9 protein-coding genes and 2 pseudogenes are annotated in these 15,652 nt (G+C 67.0%); 10 read left to right on the forward strand and 1 reads right to left on the reverse strand.

The window, feature by feature from the left end:
- Positions 1–501: 501 nt before the first annotated feature.
- The 5 genes and pseudogenes from ssd to QC385_RS33480 all read left to right on the forward strand — a co-directional run.
- Positions 502–1,167 (forward strand): annotated as a pseudogene (gene ssd / locus QC385_RS33460) (septum site-determining protein Ssd); the annotation flags it as partial.
- Between the two features lie 104 nt (positions 1,168–1,271).
- A complete protein-coding gene (locus tag QC385_RS33465; RefSeq protein ID WP_336621340.1) occupies positions 1,272–2,732 on the forward strand; it encodes a site-specific integrase in 1,461 nt (486 codons plus the stop codon).
- An 83-nt stretch (positions 2,733–2,815) separates the two neighbouring features.
- Positions 2,816–4,507 carry a hypothetical protein gene (locus tag QC385_RS33470; protein ID WP_279545115.1) on the forward strand — a complete coding sequence of 564 codons (1,692 nt, stop codon included), beginning with the start codon at positions 2,816–2,818 and terminating at the stop codon, positions 4,505–4,507.
- On the forward strand, positions 4,504–6,675 hold the full coding sequence (locus QC385_RS33475) for a site-specific integrase (RefSeq protein ID WP_279545116.1): 2,172 nt from the start codon (positions 4,504–4,506) through the stop codon (positions 6,673–6,675). The genes QC385_RS33470 and QC385_RS33475 overlap by 4 nt, the downstream gene beginning before the upstream one ends.
- Position 6,676: 1 nt before the next feature.
- Entirely contained in the window at positions 6,677–7,174 is a 498-nt protein-coding gene (locus QC385_RS33480; protein ID WP_279545117.1) for a hypothetical protein, read from the forward strand.
- Positions 7,175–7,455: 281 nt separating this feature from the next.
- On the opposite strand, the gene QC385_RS33485 is transcribed toward QC385_RS33480, so the two are convergent.
- On the reverse strand, positions 7,456–9,540 hold the full coding sequence (locus QC385_RS33485) for an AAA family ATPase (protein WP_279545118.1): 2,085 nt from the start codon (positions 9,538–9,540) through the stop codon (positions 7,456–7,458).
- A 501-nt stretch (positions 9,541–10,041) separates the two neighbouring features.
- Here QC385_RS33485 and QC385_RS33490 point away from each other — a divergent pair.
- The 5 genes and pseudogenes from QC385_RS33490 to QC385_RS33510 all read left to right on the forward strand — a co-directional run.
- Positions 10,042–10,491, forward strand: a pseudogene (locus QC385_RS33490) (septum site-determining protein Ssd); the annotation flags it as partial.
- Complete coding sequence (locus QC385_RS33495) at positions 10,488–11,702, forward strand: TadA family conjugal transfer-associated ATPase (RefSeq protein ID WP_279545119.1); 1,215 nt, start codon at positions 10,488–10,490, stop codon at positions 11,700–11,702. The pseudogene QC385_RS33490 and the gene QC385_RS33495, both read left to right, overlap by 4 nt.
- A complete protein-coding gene (locus QC385_RS33500; protein ID WP_279545120.1) occupies positions 11,699–12,571 on the forward strand; it encodes a type II secretion system F family protein in 873 nt (290 codons plus the stop codon). The genes QC385_RS33495 and QC385_RS33500 overlap by 4 nt, the downstream gene beginning before the upstream one ends.
- The gene (locus QC385_RS33505; protein ID WP_279545121.1) at positions 12,568–13,356 is read left to right on the forward strand and encodes a type II secretion system F family protein; all 789 of its coding nucleotides are present in this window, start codon (positions 12,568–12,570) and stop codon (positions 13,354–13,356) included. Before QC385_RS33500 ends, QC385_RS33505 begins: the two co-directional genes overlap by 4 nt.
- A gap of 258 nt (positions 13,357–13,614) precedes the next feature.
- Positions 13,615–15,180, forward strand: coding sequence for a recombinase family protein (locus QC385_RS33510; RefSeq protein WP_279545122.1), 1,566 nt, complete (start codon positions 13,615–13,617; stop codon positions 15,178–15,180).
- Positions 15,181–15,652 lie beyond the last annotated feature (472 nt).

The following is a 15,652-nucleotide window of genomic DNA, read 5'->3' on the forward strand; positions in this document are numbered from 1 at the left end:
ACGGATCGTTCGCGACCGTGCTAACCCGGCCCGACTCCTCCCCCCCCGAGTCGGCCGTGGGGACGACCCCCGCTCTCCCCCCCGGCGGGGGTCGTCGCATGTCCGGATGGGTTTTCTCCTTCTTCGCGCGGCCGGTTTTGCCGCTCTGCTGCCGCTTCGAGCGGGTTGTTGACATGCCCATGGTTCATCACGTTCCGTAGTCATCGGGCTGCTCTGTGGAAAGTCGCACTGAGGGCCTGCGGGCGTCACCGGTATGGGTGACGGCGATATTCACAACCGTCGAGGCGTCCACAGTTATCCACCAAGATCCACACGATTTCCGGGATCACTGCACCGTGATTCCAGCGCACCCGGCTCGGGGCGGGTTCATGGCCCGGCTCCGATTGCCGGGGGCGTTTGGCCGGTTGGTGTCGGCCGTTCAAAGGGAGGCCGCCTTGCCGGTTCTCCCACGTTGGGAATCGCGGGGCCGCAGGGGCCGTGCGAGTCACGCAGTGAAGGGGGATGGAGACCGTGGCCGGAGCCGTCACACACGATCCGCCGCCGGCCGCCGGAGGGCGGCAGGGCGGACCGCTGATCGTCACCGAGGACAGCGAACTCCTCGACGACCTGCTGCGCCTGTGCGCGGCGGCGGGCGCCACACCCGAGGTGCACCACGGGGTACCCGACCGCAGAGGCGGCTGGGAGGCCGCGCCGCTCGTCCTCGTGGGCGACGACGCCGCACGGCGGGTACGCGGGGCCGCGCGCAGAAGGGGAGTCGTCCTCGTCGGCCGGGACCAGGACGACTCCGGGGTGTGGCGGCGGGCCGTCGAGATCGGCGCCGAGCACGTCCTGATGCTGCCCGACGGCGAGCAGTGGCTCGTCGACCGCATCGCCGATGTGGCCGAGGGCGTCGGCCGGCCCGCCCTCACCGTGGGCGTCATCGGCGGCCGCGGCGGGGCCGGAGCGTCCACGCTCGCGTGCGCGCTCGCCGTCACCTCAGCGCGCGAGGGGCTGCGCACACTCCTCGTGGACGCCGATCCGCTGGGCGGCGGACTCGACGTACTCCTCGGCGGTGAGACGGCCGACGGGCTGCGCTGGCCCGCGTTCGCCTCCTCACGCGGGCGGGTCGGCGGGGGCGCTCTGGAGGAGTCGCTGCCTGAACTGCACTCGCTGCGGGTGCTCAGCTGGGTTGTTTCTGCTTAGTTGCAGTGTCGCTTTGAGAGCGAAGCCCATGGTCAGAGATTGTTTGTTGGGGCCCGGGAAGGGTGTCCCGCCGGGTAGCGTCCCCGGGCATGCAACAAGTGATCTACTCGTCTTCCGGTTGGGAGACCTGGGGACTGGAGTTCAAGCCGGTCATCCCCGAAGGCATGTCGTTGATCTTCGATGAAGACCTGCTCTTCGAGGACGATCAAGGGCTGCGTCCATCCGCGGTCGTGAACCGCTGGGCCTGTGAGTTACCGACCAACAAGGTCCCGTCGGACAACTCGTGGCCGTCGTACGTCCGCGCCGTGCGCGAGTGGATGGAGTTCGGCGACGAGCACGGAGTAGGTCTGTTTGATGGCAGGGATCGGCTCAAGGCCCTGCTGGGTACCTACGCGGTCCATCGCGCCCGGGGACCTCTTGAGGCCCGGTTCAGGGCGTCGACGTGGAACCAGCACATGGCCATGCTCGGCAAGTTCTACTCCTGGGCGATCGAGAACGGATACGCCACCGCCTTGCCGTTCACCTACGACCACGCCACGGGCCTCTTCGAGGGGCAGTTGTGTGAGGGGAAAGTCAATCAGGCCCGTCGCCGCCAGGCGAAGGGGCACGTGACGATCAAGTACCTCGAAGACGACTTCGCTGACCTGTTCCTCAAGGGTCTGGCCCGCCTAGAGCCGGACGGTTCGGAAGAGCGCGGCTACCGGGGCCGGGAGATGGCCCGCAATGCGGCTGTGGGCCGGTTCCTGTTCGCCTCCGGACCGCGCAAGCAGGAGTTCACCTACCTGCTGGCCTGCGAGGTTCCGGCATTGCCGAAGCGGCGGACCGAGATCCCGACGCTAGTGCCGCTGCCGTGGGCCATCACCAAGGGCGGAAAGTTCCGCAACACGTGGGTCGACTACGACACGCTTGTCGAGCTCCACGGCTACCTGGCATTCGAGCGTGCGACCGCCGTGGCGGGCTCGACGTGGATGCCGCCGGCCCGCTGGGGTGAGCCGCTGATCGTGACCGAGGCCGATGCCCGGGGCGGCCGGATCAACGGCGTCCGCATGCAGTGGGAGGACCTGGGGCCGGGTGAGCGTCGCCGGCTGGTCGAGCCCGGCGGCGGGTCGATGCTGTTGTCGGTATGTGGCCCGGGACGGCCGTTCACCGCGTGGAACACGGTCTTCGAACGCGTCTCGGACCGGATTCGGGAACGCTACGAGCCGCGGTTCCCGCATGTTCATCCGCACCGAGGGCGCCACACCTTCGCCATGCAGACGATGGCCAAGCTCGTGTCCGGCTACTACGTGCGCTTGGCACAGAGGGTCCAGCCTGGTGACACGGATGCCGCGCTGGCGCTCTACCTCACCAGCCATGAACCGCTGCTGGTCCTGCGCGACCTGTTGGGACATTCCAGTGCTCTGACCACGGAAAAGTACCTGAACCGTCTTGATACAACGCGGATCTTCGCCGACCTGCGTGCGCCAGAAAGCCGGTCCACGGCCCTGTCGCGGGCAGCAGACCGCGAGGCGGCCGAGGAATTCGACGAAGACGACGAAGGTGACATCTGATGCCAGCTACCGTGATCGATGAGCCACCGGGCATCACCGCGATCTTCAGCGACGGCACCGACTGCACGCGGTGGGTGAACAGCGTGGCCCACGGCGAGAAGGTCTCCACCCGCAACCCGGTGCTGGCTCGTGAACTGCTGCACGGCTTAGCCGACCTCGTGCATCCGCACGGCAGGATCGACCAGGAGAACACGCTGGCCGGCTATCTGACAGGGATCCGGGTTCTCACGAACGGTCTGAGCGAGCTGGGTTTCACCGGTGGTGCGGCCGAGCTGACTCGTGGCCGTCTGGCCGCGCTCTGGATGAGTGGGAAGCACCGGCCGGTGCAGGAAAGCCGTGCACGGATGATGCTGCGACGCCTTGATGATCTCCAGGGGGTACTGCGTCCCGATGTCCGTGAACTGGTCGACGGCCGGAGGTTCGTCTCGGACCGCCGCCGTGACCGCAAATACCTGCAGCCCTACAGCGAGACCGAGTGGGCACGCCTGACCGAGGTTTGCCGCACCGCGGTCAAGGAGTCGTATGCGGCCCACCGGCTGGCGGTGAAGACGGCCGAGTCGGCCCGGGACCCCCGCGAGGGTGACGGCTGGACGGACGCGAACATGCTCTGGCTCTATGCCCAACTGGGGCCGGTGGAGGCGGCTCCGTTCGCGACCTGGTCCTCGTCGCATCCCTCAGGGCTGCCCCGGACGAGGTTTCGCTGGCGTCGCAGCTGGGAGGCCGCCAAGCTCTTCCCCAATGTCAGCACCATGCTCGGCTACCGGCTGCTGTTCGGGGTCTACACCGGCATCGTGCCGGACGGTCTGGATGACCTTGGGCTGACTGATGTCGACTGGGCCGGTGACCGAACGATCCTGCTCAACTACATCAAGGGCCGCACGGCCGAGGAGAGCCGGACGCTGACCACCCGGGCGACCCGCTTGCTGCGGCAGTGGACCGATCACTCCGCGCTGGCTCGCCAGTTCGCTCCGCCAGATGCCCGGGAGGCGCTCTGGGTGCGCTACGACCCGCACGACCACGGTCCCTGGGTCACACGGCCGGCCACCGTCACCACGATCCGGCAGTGGGTCGTGGACCGAGGGCTGATGGGGGACGACGGGAAACCGCTGGCCATGAACATGCACCGGATCCGCACCACCTACGACTCGATGCGGGACCGCCGAGCATGGGCGGGCAGCAGGCGCGCGACCCTGGATCCCAACCGAAGTCCTCAGGTCGAAGGCGACCACTATCTGAAGGCCGGGACCCCGAAGCAGCGCGAGCTCGTTGACGAGATCATCGCCGAAGCACAGAACGACATGCTGCGACGGGCCGAGGCACCGGTGGTCCTGGCCGACGAGGACGTTGCCGTGTTGGTCCGCGACTACCCCGAGAAGGTCGCCGCCCTGGGTCTGAACGACGAGGCCCTGGACGCGCTAGTCGGCGGAGCACGAGATGTGTTCACCGCCGCCTGCGGCGACCAGCTGTCGGGCCTGCACGGTCCGAAGGGACAACCGTGCCCGGCCCGCCCGTGGGTGTGCTTGCTCTGTCCGCTCGCCCTGTTCACGCCTCGGCACCTGCCCAACCTGATGCGCCTGCGGGCGTTCTTCGCCCGCCAGTGGGACCAGATGACCCAGGCCGAGTTCATGGGTGTCTTTGGTCGCTACGACCAGCGCCTGGCCGAGCTACTTGCCCCCGACGCCCACTTCACTTCCAAGGCTCTCCTCGCCGCAACCGCGCAGGTCATCGACGACGACACCGAACTACCGTTGCGGCCGGAAGAAGGAACACGATGACGACGGTGACCGGCACGGCTGAGGAAGCTGGCCAGCAGGCTGGTTCGCTCGCCGCGATCGACATCTGCGAGGCAGCTGGCCTGACGGTCAGGAAGGGCGGGATCCGTCCCCGCGTCGGGGATCTGATCTGGTCCTTCGCTGACGTCGAGGGATTGCCGGTCAGTCTCAGACCCAGCGAACGCAAGCTGGACTTCTCCAAGGTCCGTAATCCACGCTGGCGCGTGGTGGCTCAGGAGTTCTCCTTCGCCCGCCTGGCCCCGGGACATGAAGCCGTACGCGAACTGCCGCAAGCCTTCCGTTACCCCGTCGCGGTCAAGACCGGTCACGGCCGTCTCACCAAACTCACCGAGTGGTTCAACTGGCTCACCGGGCACGGCGTCACATCGCTGGCCGATGTCACCCAGCAGCACTGCCAGGCCTACTACCTCCACCGCAGCGACGTCCGGGACCGCAAGGGAAGAGTCCTGCGGCCGGCCTCTCAGGAGGCACGGATGCACGCAGTGCAGGTCATGCAGGAGCCCGCGTTCTACAACGAGTTGTTTACCGCAGACCGGTTCACAGAGGGATTCGTTCCGTGGTCGGGCCGTGCGCCCTTCGAGGTCGCCGGCTGCAAGGCCCGGGGGGAGAACGTGGCCCAGCCGCTGCGGCAGGAGGCTCTGCAGCCATGGCTGGCAGCAGCCCTCTACATCGTCGAGACACTCGGCCCGCACGTTCTGGAACTGGTCCGTTGTGTCCGGCAGGAGGAGGAAACCCCCACCTGGACCAGCAATGAGCGGTGGCAGGCCCGCCTCAGTGCGGCGATCAGCGCCCACATCGCCGATGACGAGCCGCTGCAACTTCTTGAGCCCACTGAGGTGGCCAGCCGCCTGCACGAGGGGTGGTCCGAAGAGGACCCTCTGCTGCAGGTGAGCCTGAACGCCGTTGCCCGCAAAGCGGGCAAGCTGACCTTCGCTCACCGATGGCTTCCCACCATGCGCCCGTTGCTGGAGCAGGCAGTGGCGGCAGTCGGCGTCAGACCTCGATGGGGACGGGACGCACCGGCCGTGACCCGCGCGGACGGCAGCAGCGAGGTGCCCTGGACCGAAGGGGTCGCCGGAGCCATGGCACTCAACTTCCTGGTGGACCGGGTCCGGACGGCCTGCATGGTCGTGGTCGCACTGCTGACCGGGATGCGGGCGAGTGAACTGATGGAGATGCCGGTCGATGCCTGTGTGCCACCCCAGGATCTGAAAGCCGGCCGGATGCGCTACAGGCTGCGGACCAAACTGATCAAGGGGCAGGAACTCGGCGGCGTCTGGGACGAATGGGTCACCGTCCGCCAGGCCTACGACGCCGTCCAACTGGCGGTCGACCTCCAGGACCCCCAGAGCCCGTCTCCTTACGCGTTCGGCCGCTTCACCTTCATCGGGCGGTGCAACACCCTGCGCACCTGGGTCAACAGTCCCGAAGGGCAGCGACTGGGGCTGATTCCAATCCCGGACGAACCGATCAACCTGCGGATCACCCGCCGCACCTTGGCCATGGAACTCGCGCACAGGCCAGGCGGACTGCTGGCCGCGAAGATCCACCTCAAGCACGTGACCGTCGTGACCACCGAGGGCTACGCAGCACGTCCCGGAGGCGCACAGGCCGAATTTCTGGCCGATGTCGCCGCGGAAGAGCAGACCCGCAACCAGAACCTGACACTGGCAGCCTTCCGCGACTCACAGAAGGGAATCATGCCCACCGGCCCCGGAGCACGGGACCTGATCGACTTCTTCGCCTCCGTCGACCAGGAACTGCAGGCAATGGAAGCCGCCGCACCAGGAGTGAAGCCGGGCGATCAGGAAGTCATCAACCTCCTTTCGAAACGGGCAAAGACGCTGTACCTGGGCATCGCCAACTACTGCTGGTTCATCGACCCGGCCAAGGCCTTGTGCTTGACCCTCGCAGGGACACCAGGGGCGGACAAACCGCTGGCAGGCATGTGTGACTCCGCCCGCTGCCCGCAGGCCACCCACCATCTCAGCCACCGCCCTGTCTGGGCCGACAGCGCGGAGAACAAAAAGATCTTCATCGGCAACATCAGGCGTGGCCAACAGACGGAAAAGGCCCGCCTCCAAGCCGACTTGGACCGCGACCTGCGCGTCCTGGCCGAGATCGACGCCGCGACCGCGCAGGGGGCCTGACATGGGACGCATCACTGAAGAGACCCGGAAACAGAAGGAAGAAGCGATCCGGGCCGCGACGGACCGGTTGCTCCGCGGTGAACTGCCGCCCGGCGGCAAATGCGACCTCAGCACCCTGGCGGCCGAAGCGGGCGTGACCCGCACCGCGTTCTACCCGAAGAAGAACCGCGACGGCACCACCCGCCCCGGCCCCTACCAGCACCTCGCCGAAGAGTTCGACCGACGGCTGAAGCTTCTCCAAGAGGCCGGCATCGTCGTCGACCCTAGAACCGCTCAGATCCAACGACTCAAAGACAAGAACGCCAAGCTCGAAACACGCTTGGAAGAACAGAACGCCGAACTCGCCGAACTCAAAGAGTTCAAGCAACTGGCATTGTCCCGGATCGCCGCACAGCACCTCGAAATCGAGCGACTGCGTGCCGAAAGAGCTGCCGACGGCAAGGTCGCCGCCCTGGCGCCTATAGGACCCGTCTCTGGCACAATCGGCTCCTGCAGTTGACCGTCGTCCAGGCGCCGCCGTTCTCTGGCCGGAAAGGCGGCGCCGACTGGAGCTGCCGACGGAATGCGTTGACGTGCGCGGGGCCGCCGTGGCCCGCTGGGGCATGCACGGGCCCGCCTGTCATGGCGCTCGCCGTCGAGCTCTGGCCCGCGGCCCGGGTCCATCCCTCTGCCAGGGCCGCAGCCAAGCACTGAGACCGTCCCTGTCGCATCACCGCGGTCCGGCACCGTTCACTGGGGGATCGCTCGCTGACGAGCGCCGACCACTCCTCCGAGAAGACCTTACGAATTCTCAAGCCGGGGAGGTCCAGGACTCATCCGTCTACGTATCTGACTCTCCAGCTCATCCTCACTAGCGCGGTTATTGTATTTGAGGAACGCGATGAGCTCGTCGAGGATGCGGAAGGAAATTGGCTGATCGCCTGTGCATTTACGCAATACATCACGCAGGCGCGTAGCGGGCTCACCGTCCAACCTCTGTGCGCGTATATACTCCTCCTGGGCTTCCTGAGACGGGTGCGGGAGAAATTGTTCGAAGTCAAACCTGCCGGGTCTGATGACTGCGGGATCGAGTTGATCGATCGCTATGTTAGTCGACAGGACAAAAATGAGCCAGCCCTGCTCACGTAGACGGACCAGCCTGGGAAGCATCCCGGCGGTGATGAATGCACCGATTGTCCTTTCGCTTACTGCCCGCGTATTCTCCGTGTCTCGGCGGAGGAAAAAGTCCTCGCACTCATCAAACAGAACCACCACTCTCCGGAGCTTCTGCAGGTCATCGAAGATCTTTGCCGAAGAGACTTCGAATTTCTCAAGTCCCCCTTGAAGGAAGTCAGGCGGAGAGAGAGTTAGCAGGGGCCAGTTAAGAGATTCCGCCATCTTTTCCACAAGACTCGTCTTTCCTGTCCCGGGAGGGCCAGAAAGTAGTAGTGAAATATTCTCCGGTCGCCTTACGGGGCTGTTTTTCACAGGAGCCAGGAATTTTTCGTTTATTTTCTCGTTGAGCTTGCGGCTCGCTGTAGGATCGCGGACCTCGAAGGTGCCCTCGTCTTCTGGAGCGGAACGAATCGATGGTGTGAGATCCGGCCAGTGGAAATCGTCTGCCTTGGCGTATGTAACTGACGGGTATTTCCCAAGTATTTCTCGCTGCCGCAGCCTTCGCAAAGCTGTGTGGTAGCGATCAAAGAAGGACAGAACCACAGCAGTAGTCCATGACTCCACGTGGTCCCGTGGCCGAGTCCGGTCGCTAGACCATCCCTTTCTGTGCCCCAGGTCACAAACGCTTGCCTTGGCGTTGAGGAAAGCACTGTGAAGTACATCTAGCAATAGAGGGACGTTTTCGTCCTGGCCTCGGTTTATCTCGCCGCACAGAATGGCTGAGAGGGCAAGTGCTATGTCATTGCTCCCCACGTGCAATTCTCCCCCGCGGCCATTGATCTGATGATTCTGGAGGAATACGCGCCTCGCGGTAGGCCAAGACCCGTTCAAGGATTGCGCTTCCTTGATGACGCGGAGCGCCGGGCCGCCAATCTGCGCGAACGCGTGTTCGTCGAGCCTATGGAGCAGACACATCCGGAAGGCGAGTTCTGCGGGGTCGAAGCGCGAGACATCCTGGGCGTAGTATGCGCCGAGCTGGGCTAGGATATCTCGATGCACTATTTTGGCCAAATTTGGGTAGTGATCAGTTATCTCCACGGCTATCGGCTCCACCCTATAGGTGGAGCGGATGGTGTCCGCAGCTCGCACCGCGAAGAGCGTTATGTAATCGTGAAATAGATGCCTAGATTGCTCGTCAATGTTGAACCGACTGCGGTGAACGTCGTCAGAGATGGCGGCTGATAGCTTGTGAATTACTTTCTTGAGGCGTTCGTCATCTGCTGACTCAAGACCAAGAAGGCTGCGGGCCATCTTCAGGCGTGCAAGGGCGAGGAGAAGGTGGCTATCCCTGAATGTTGAGGGGACATCTCCGCGGTACCGTTTCATATCCCCTGGGTCTATCTCGTCGTAATAGCCTTTGATCAATCTCTTGGCAAGTGCACGTGCCTCCTCCTCCCATTTCTCCGGCTGGTTCTCTTTTTTCCCCTCCTCAGTGAGAAAGCGGAGAAAATCGATGAGTGCCGCAAACGACCTGTGTGTTGACGTCTTGGCTGGTTCTGACTTGCGGGCACCCCTACGAGCCATGAGGAGAAGAGGCTGGCGTCCACGAGCAGCCCCTGCTTCTGATGGCGAATCAATGTCCTCGCTCCGGATGAAGCCAGGGAATTTAGGATGGTCCTTGTACTCCAGTGTCAGGAGGGCCTGCCCGGCGCTTTTGATCCATTCCCTGACGTCATGTATCTCTGCTGTTAGGTCGCGGATTTCGGCCATTTGAACCACTGTTTCGAATTCGTTGTGAGTTGCGGCGAGCGGACCAGACTCCCAACTCGCCACGGGAAGGATGCCGCTTCCACGGAAAGGTCGGTCACCCTGGAAGACCCCACCAGGTATTACGCTTCCATCGAGCCAGCGTGATCGCAACTTGCCTAGCATCCGTTGAATTCAGCACAAGTGAAACATCAACATGAGTCCGTCCAGGCGGATGTGACATCGGACCATCCGAACCGAGGCCCCAAATCCCTAACCACTCCGTGGCATCACCGACGGATCGGCACACTGTCAGGTCGCTTCGCAGTCTGCTAGAGAGGCTGGCGCGGGGTTCCGGTCGTCGGTCCCCCTCCTACGAGCCAATGTGACTCTGGTCACCTGATAGGGTCCCGGCGAGCCAGCTGTGCGACGCAACGCTCCGAGCCAATGCGACACGGGCTGAGGCTTCGCCCGTCGCCCAAAGAGACGTGACCTGCGAGGGACACGATCTTTGCGGAAAGAATCTGGCACCGCGGCGACCGGATCGCCGTCCCGCCCCAGGCGGTGCGCTCGGTGCTCGCCGCGGCCCGGCGCCGGGGCGGCACGGTCGTGGTCGACCTGCCGCGCCGCATCGACGACGGCGTCGCCGAGGTCCTCACCCAACTCGACGTCGGCGTACTGGTGGTACCCACCGAGCTGCGCGCCGTCGCGGCCGCCGGACGGGTGGCGTCCGCCGTCGGCATGGTCCTGCGCGATCTGCGGGTGGCGGTCCGCGGTCCGTACCCGCCGGGGCTCGACGCCCGGGAAGTGGCCCGGCTGCTCGGACTGCCCCTGGTCGGCGAGGTACCGGTCGAGCCGCAGCTGCTGCGCCCGGACGGAGACACGGCACCCCCGGGTGCCGCCCCGCGCGGACCGCTCGCCCGGTTCTGCAAGGAGTTCTGGGAGCGGGCACTCGTCGAGGCGGGTGCGGCGTGAGCACCCTGGCCGGACTCAAGGGCGCGGAACTGCTCGACGGGGTGCGGCGATGGCTGGCCGAGAGCGGGGCAGAGCCGACCCCCGCGCGCGTGGCGCAAGCGCTGCGGGAACAGGGCCGGGTGCTCGGGGATGCCGAAGTTCTGGGGGCCGCCGCGCAGTTGCGGTCCGAGCTGGTCGGCAGCGGGCCGCTGGAGCCCCTGCTCGCCGACCCGTCGGTGACCGACGTGCTGGTGTCGGCCCCGGACCGGGTCTGGGTCGACCGGGGCGGCGGCCTGGAGCTCACGTCGGTGCGCTTTACGGACGCGGCCGCCGTACGACGGCTCGCCCAGCGTCTCGCCGCCGTGGCCGGGCGCCGGCTGGACGACGCCCGGCCCTGGGCCGACGCGCGGCTGCCCGACGGGACCCGGCTGCACGCCGTGTTGCCGCCGGTCGCCGTGGGCTGCGCCTGCCTGTCTCTGCGCGTCGTACGGCCGCGTGCCTTCACACTCGGCGAGCTGGTCGCGGCGGGCACGGTGCCGCCGGGTGGGGACCGAGTGCTGCGCGCGCTGCTCGACGCGCGGCTGTCCTTCCTGGTCAGCGGTGGCACGGGCAGCGGCAAGACGACGCTGTTGAGTGCCCTTCTGGGACTGGTGGGGCCGGACGAACGGATCGTCCTCGCCGAGGACTCGGCGGAACTGCGGCCGGACCATCCGCACGTCGTGCGGCTGGAGACCAGACCCGCCAACCAGGAGGGCGCGGGGCTCGTCACCCTCGAGGACCTGGTGCGCCAGGCGCTGCGGATGCGGCCCGACCGGCTGGTCGTGGGCGAGGTGCGCGGACCCGAAGTGGTGCATCTGCTGGCCGCGTTGAACACCGGCCACGAGGGCGGATGCGGAACCGTGCACGCCAATGCCGCCGCCGACGTACCGGCCCGGCTGGAGGCCCTGGGTACGGCCGCCGGGCTCGACCGGGCCGCGTTGCACAGCCAGGTGGCGGCCGCTCTCTCCGTGGTGCTGCACCTCGTGCGCGACCGGACCGGGCGGCGGCGGATCGCCGAGGTGCATGTGCTGGAGCGGGACCCGTCGGGGCTGGTGCGGACGGTGCCGGCGCTGCGGTGGGGAGCGAAGGCCTTCCTGCGCGAGCGGGGGTGGGAGCGGCTGCGGGGGCTGCTTCGGGGTCAGGGAAGCGAGGGCGGGCCGGGTGAGCTCGCGGTGAAGGGTGCGGAGTCATGACGGGGGCGGCTGAGATGTCCATGGGTGCGGCCGTGGCGTGCATGGGTGCGGCGGTCTTGCTGCTGGGGGAGCGTCACTCGGCGGCACGGCGGGCGCGGTTGCTGCTCGCGGGCGGCGGGACAGTCGGGACCGGGCCGCCCGGGTGGCGGCAAATGGCCGGTGGGGTGCGGCGCGTCCGTGGGCGGCTGCGGCCCGAGTGGTGGGCGCCGGTGGCCGGGCTGGTGCTCGCGGTGCTCGGGGCGTCGGTGCTGCCGGTCGTCCTCGGAGCGGCCGGGGTGCCGCTGCTGCGGCGGGTCCGGCTGGCGGGCCAGGCGCGGCGGGACCGGGAGCGCCGGGGCGACGCGGTGATCGCGTTGTGCGGGGCGCTCGCCGGTGAGGTACGGGCCGGACGCCAGCCGGGAGAGGCGCTGCTGCGGGCCGCGCGGGACTGCGGCGGACTCGCGGACGCACAGGCGACGGTGCTGGCGGCGGCACGGTTCGGCGGCGACGTGCCCGACGCGCTCGCGACCGCCGCGAGGCAACCGGGTGCCGAGGGGCTGCGGGGACTCGCGGCGTGCTGGCGGGTGGCCGTGGACCAGGGCGCGGGGCTCGCGGCCGGACTCGACCGGCTCGCCGCCGCCCTGCGCGCCGAACGGGACCAACGCTCCGACCTGCGCGCCCAGTTGGCGGGTGCCCGGGCCACGGCGGTGCTGCTCGCCGGGCTGCCGGCCCTGGGGCTCCTCATCGGCACCGCCCTCGGCGCCGACCCCCTCCATGTCCTGCTCCACACCACGGCGGGCCTGGGCTGTCTGGTGACCGGCGGTGTGCTGGAGGGCCTGGGGCTGTGGTGGGTGCTGCGGATCGTGCGGGGCGCGGAGGTGGCGGCATGAGCGGGGAAGTTGTCCACAGGCTGGGGGTGGCGGTGGGGATCGCGATGACCCTCTGGTGGTCGGTGCGCCGGCTCAAGCAGGCCCGGCACCGCCGGAGGATGCGGCGCCGGCTGGCCGAGCTGTCACCCCGCGAAGCGCCCCCTTCCGCCCCGCGCCTCGCCCTGAGCCGGACCGCGCGGAGATGGCTGGCCCCCGTGGGCGTCGCGGGCGCCGCGTGGGCGCTGATCGGCGGCCCGGTCGGTGTCGCTGTCGGAGTGGCCGGCGCGGTGGGGATGTGGCGGTGGCGGCTGCGGCAGGAGGCAGCCGGCAAGAACCCAGCGGCACCCGGCCTCGCCGAGGCGGCGCGGCAACTGCCCCTGGCCGCCGATCTGCTGGCGGCCTGCATCGCGGCGGGCGCCGGCCCGGTGGTCGCCGCGCAGGCCGTGGGAGAGGCCCTGGGCGGTCCGGTGGGCGACGCTCTCGCCCAGGGTGCGGCGGAGGTACGGCTGGGCGGCGAACCGGGCGCCGCCTGGCGGAGATTGGCCGCCCTCCCGGGCGCCGGAGGCCTGGCCCGGCTGCTCGAACGGGCCGATGTGTCAGGACTGCCCGCCGCCGCACCGGTCGCACGACTCGCCGCCGAGGCCCGCGCCGACTGGGGCCGGGCCGCGACGGCCAGGGCGCGCCGAGCGGGCGTCATGGTCAGCGCGCCGGTCGGGCTGTGCTTCCTGCCCGCGTTCATCGCGGTCGGTGTGCTGCCCGTGGTGATCGGGCTCGCGGGCGGCGTGCTCGGAGGGGGTGGCGGCTGAGGCGGAAACCCGGATCGGCAGAACAAGTCAGCGACGACGAGCAGAAGTTCGAACTCTTTCCTACGGGGGTTGAGATGTATCAGGCGGTACGGGCACGGCTGGGTGCCGTGATGCGCGGGGCGCGTGCGGCACGGAGGGATGCGGGGATGGTCACCTCCGAGTATCCGAAGGGTCAGGACTCACCCCCACCTGGGAGTGAAACCAGTGGCACCGACCCTGACCCCCGCGCCCGAGTCACCGACTCCCTTCCGCGCGAGTATGACCACCCTTCGTGCACTGTCCGCCGTCCGCCTCAGCGTCCTCACGGACGAAACCACGTCGCCGGAGCGTCAGACGGCGGCAAACGAGGAATCCGCTGCCTTCCTGGGCGCCGAGATCATCGGGGAAGCCGTAGACCTGGGCGTCAGCGCGAGCAAGACAACGCCCTTCACGCGCCCCGCACTGGGATCGTGGCTTACTGAGCGCGCCGACGAATTCGACGTTCTCTGTTACTGGCGTTTTGATCGCGCAATTCGCAGCATGGCCGACCTGAACGAACTTGTTCAGTGGGCACGTGACCGCCGCAAAGTGCTGGTTTTCGCTGAGGGACCGGGCGGCAGGTTGGTTCTCGACTTCCGCAACGGCGTGGACCTGATCACGCAACTGATCCTTCAAATCTTCGCATTTGCCGCTGAGTTCGAAGCTCAGTCAATCCGTGAGCGCGTCAGCGGCGCACAGACGGCAATGCGCACCATGGAGCTTCGTTGGCGTGGTGGACGGCCGTTCTACGGCTACGCGCCGAAGGAACTTGAAGGCAGCGGATGGACGCTGGGCCAAGACTCGGAAGCCGTCGCCGTTCTTGAGCGGATCATTCGCGACCTATTCGCCGGTAAGACCGCGAACGCCATTGCCGCCGACTTGAACGAAGAAGGCATTCCTTCCCCACGCGATCACTGGGCGCTGAAGAACGGTCGGAAGACCGGCGGCAAGACCGGAGCGACGAAGGGGCGCAGCGTGACCCGTGAGCGCTTCTCGTGGCGTCCTGCCATGATTCCCCGTTTGCTGCGGAACACGGCGCTTCTCGGCTGGAAGACACATGACGGCAATCCGGTACGCGACGCCAACGGCGAACCGATTATGGCGACCACTGAACCGATTCTGACGCGCGAAGAGTTCGATGCAATCGGCGCACTTCTCGACTCCCGTAAGGCAAAGCCCGCCGTCCGGCGCGACACGAAGGCGCTCTTGCTCGGCGTCATCGTTTGCGATGGCTGCGGGGGCCGCGCCTATCTCGACCGCCCAAAGGGCATGTACAAGTGCGGCGCGACGTCGCGCGGGCAGCGCTGCGGACGGCCGATAAACCTGAATGCCGACTGGGCAGAAAAGCGCGTTGAAGACAAGTTCCTTACCGTCATCGGCGGACTTCGTGTGACAGAGATCAGGGAAATCCCCGGATACGACCCGGCACCCGAAATCGCTGCCACACTCGCGGAGTTCAAAGAACACCAAGAACAGAAGGGGCGGCAGCGGAGCAACGCAGCGGCGGCAGAATGGCAGCGGCGCGCAGACGCGCTTGACTCACGGCTTGCCGAACTGGAATCGCGGGAAAAGGTCGAGCCGAAGCGGGAAGCCGTGCCAACTGACCGGACGTACTCCGACGAATGGCGGCTTGCGGACGTGGACGCGCGGCGGGAAATGCTGCACGACGCTGAAGCAACTTTCACGGTCAACCGTCTTGCCCCCAGGAAGCCAGAGCACCGTACCCGCTTCAAGCTCAATGCCGACTTCTACTCTGACGCTGCGGCGGAGCTTGCCGCTATCGCAGGTGCGGAGCTTGCCGCATGAGCAACGAAGACCGCGCATTCCTCGCTGCTGAAGTCCGCTGTCTGACGAAGCGTCTTGACGCTCTGTACGCCGCCCAATGGCGCGGTGACGGGACCCTGTTGACCCGGCAGCGCATAGAGCGGCTAGAAGCGCTTCTAGCGGCCTTCCAGGGGCACCCTGAAGCCCTGAGCGCGTAGCCGACAGACAAGCCCCCGGCCAGTCCCACAGCGGGAAGGGTCGGGGGCTTCTGCATGCCTGCATACGGGGCTGTGCGGGGCGTGGAGCTACCGGCAGACGTCGAAGCGCTCAGCGGGGCGGAGACGGGTGCTCAGGGCTCCGGCGCAGCGTCACCACAGCGGGCAGGCGGCAGGCTTCTGACCTGGGGGTTGTGACGTAGTGACGAAATGACTTGAAATTCAGAACGTATATAGAAGCTCTTAGTGCAATCCGGAGTCGACGTCATTTCATCACAACGTCACCGACGACCTTTTCC

Origin of the sequence: Streptomyces sp. DH10 (assembly GCF_029813805.1) — a bacterium.
In the GTDB taxonomy this organism is placed as follows: Bacteria; Actinomycetota; Actinomycetes; order Streptomycetales; family Streptomycetaceae; genus Streptomyces; species Streptomyces coeruleofuscus.

What these genes read in the sequence shown, in the direction of transcription:
- QC385_RS33465 (WP_336621340.1), top strand. Translation starts at nt 1,272, where the DNA reads ATGCAACAAGTGATCTACTCGTCTTCCGGTTGGGAGACCTGGGGACTG.
- QC385_RS33475 (WP_279545116.1), top strand. Translation starts at nt 4,504, where the DNA reads ATGACGACGGTGACCGGCACGGCTGAGGAAGCTGGCCAGCAGGCTGGT.
- QC385_RS33480 (WP_279545117.1), top strand. Translation starts at nt 6,677, where the DNA reads ATGGGACGCATCACTGAAGAGACCCGGAAACAGAAGGAAGAAGCGATC.
- QC385_RS33485 (WP_279545118.1), bottom strand. Translation starts at nt 9,540, where the DNA reads ATGGCCGAAATCCGCGACCTAACAGCAGAGATACATGACGTCAGGGAA.
- QC385_RS33500 (WP_279545120.1), top strand. Translation starts at nt 11,699, where the DNA reads ATGACGGGGGCGGCTGAGATGTCCATGGGTGCGGCCGTGGCGTGCATG.
- QC385_RS33505 (WP_279545121.1), top strand. Translation starts at nt 12,568, where the DNA reads ATGAGCGGGGAAGTTGTCCACAGGCTGGGGGTGGCGGTGGGGATCGCG.
- QC385_RS33510 (WP_279545122.1), top strand. Translation starts at nt 13,615, where the DNA reads ATGACCACCCTTCGTGCACTGTCCGCCGTCCGCCTCAGCGTCCTCACG.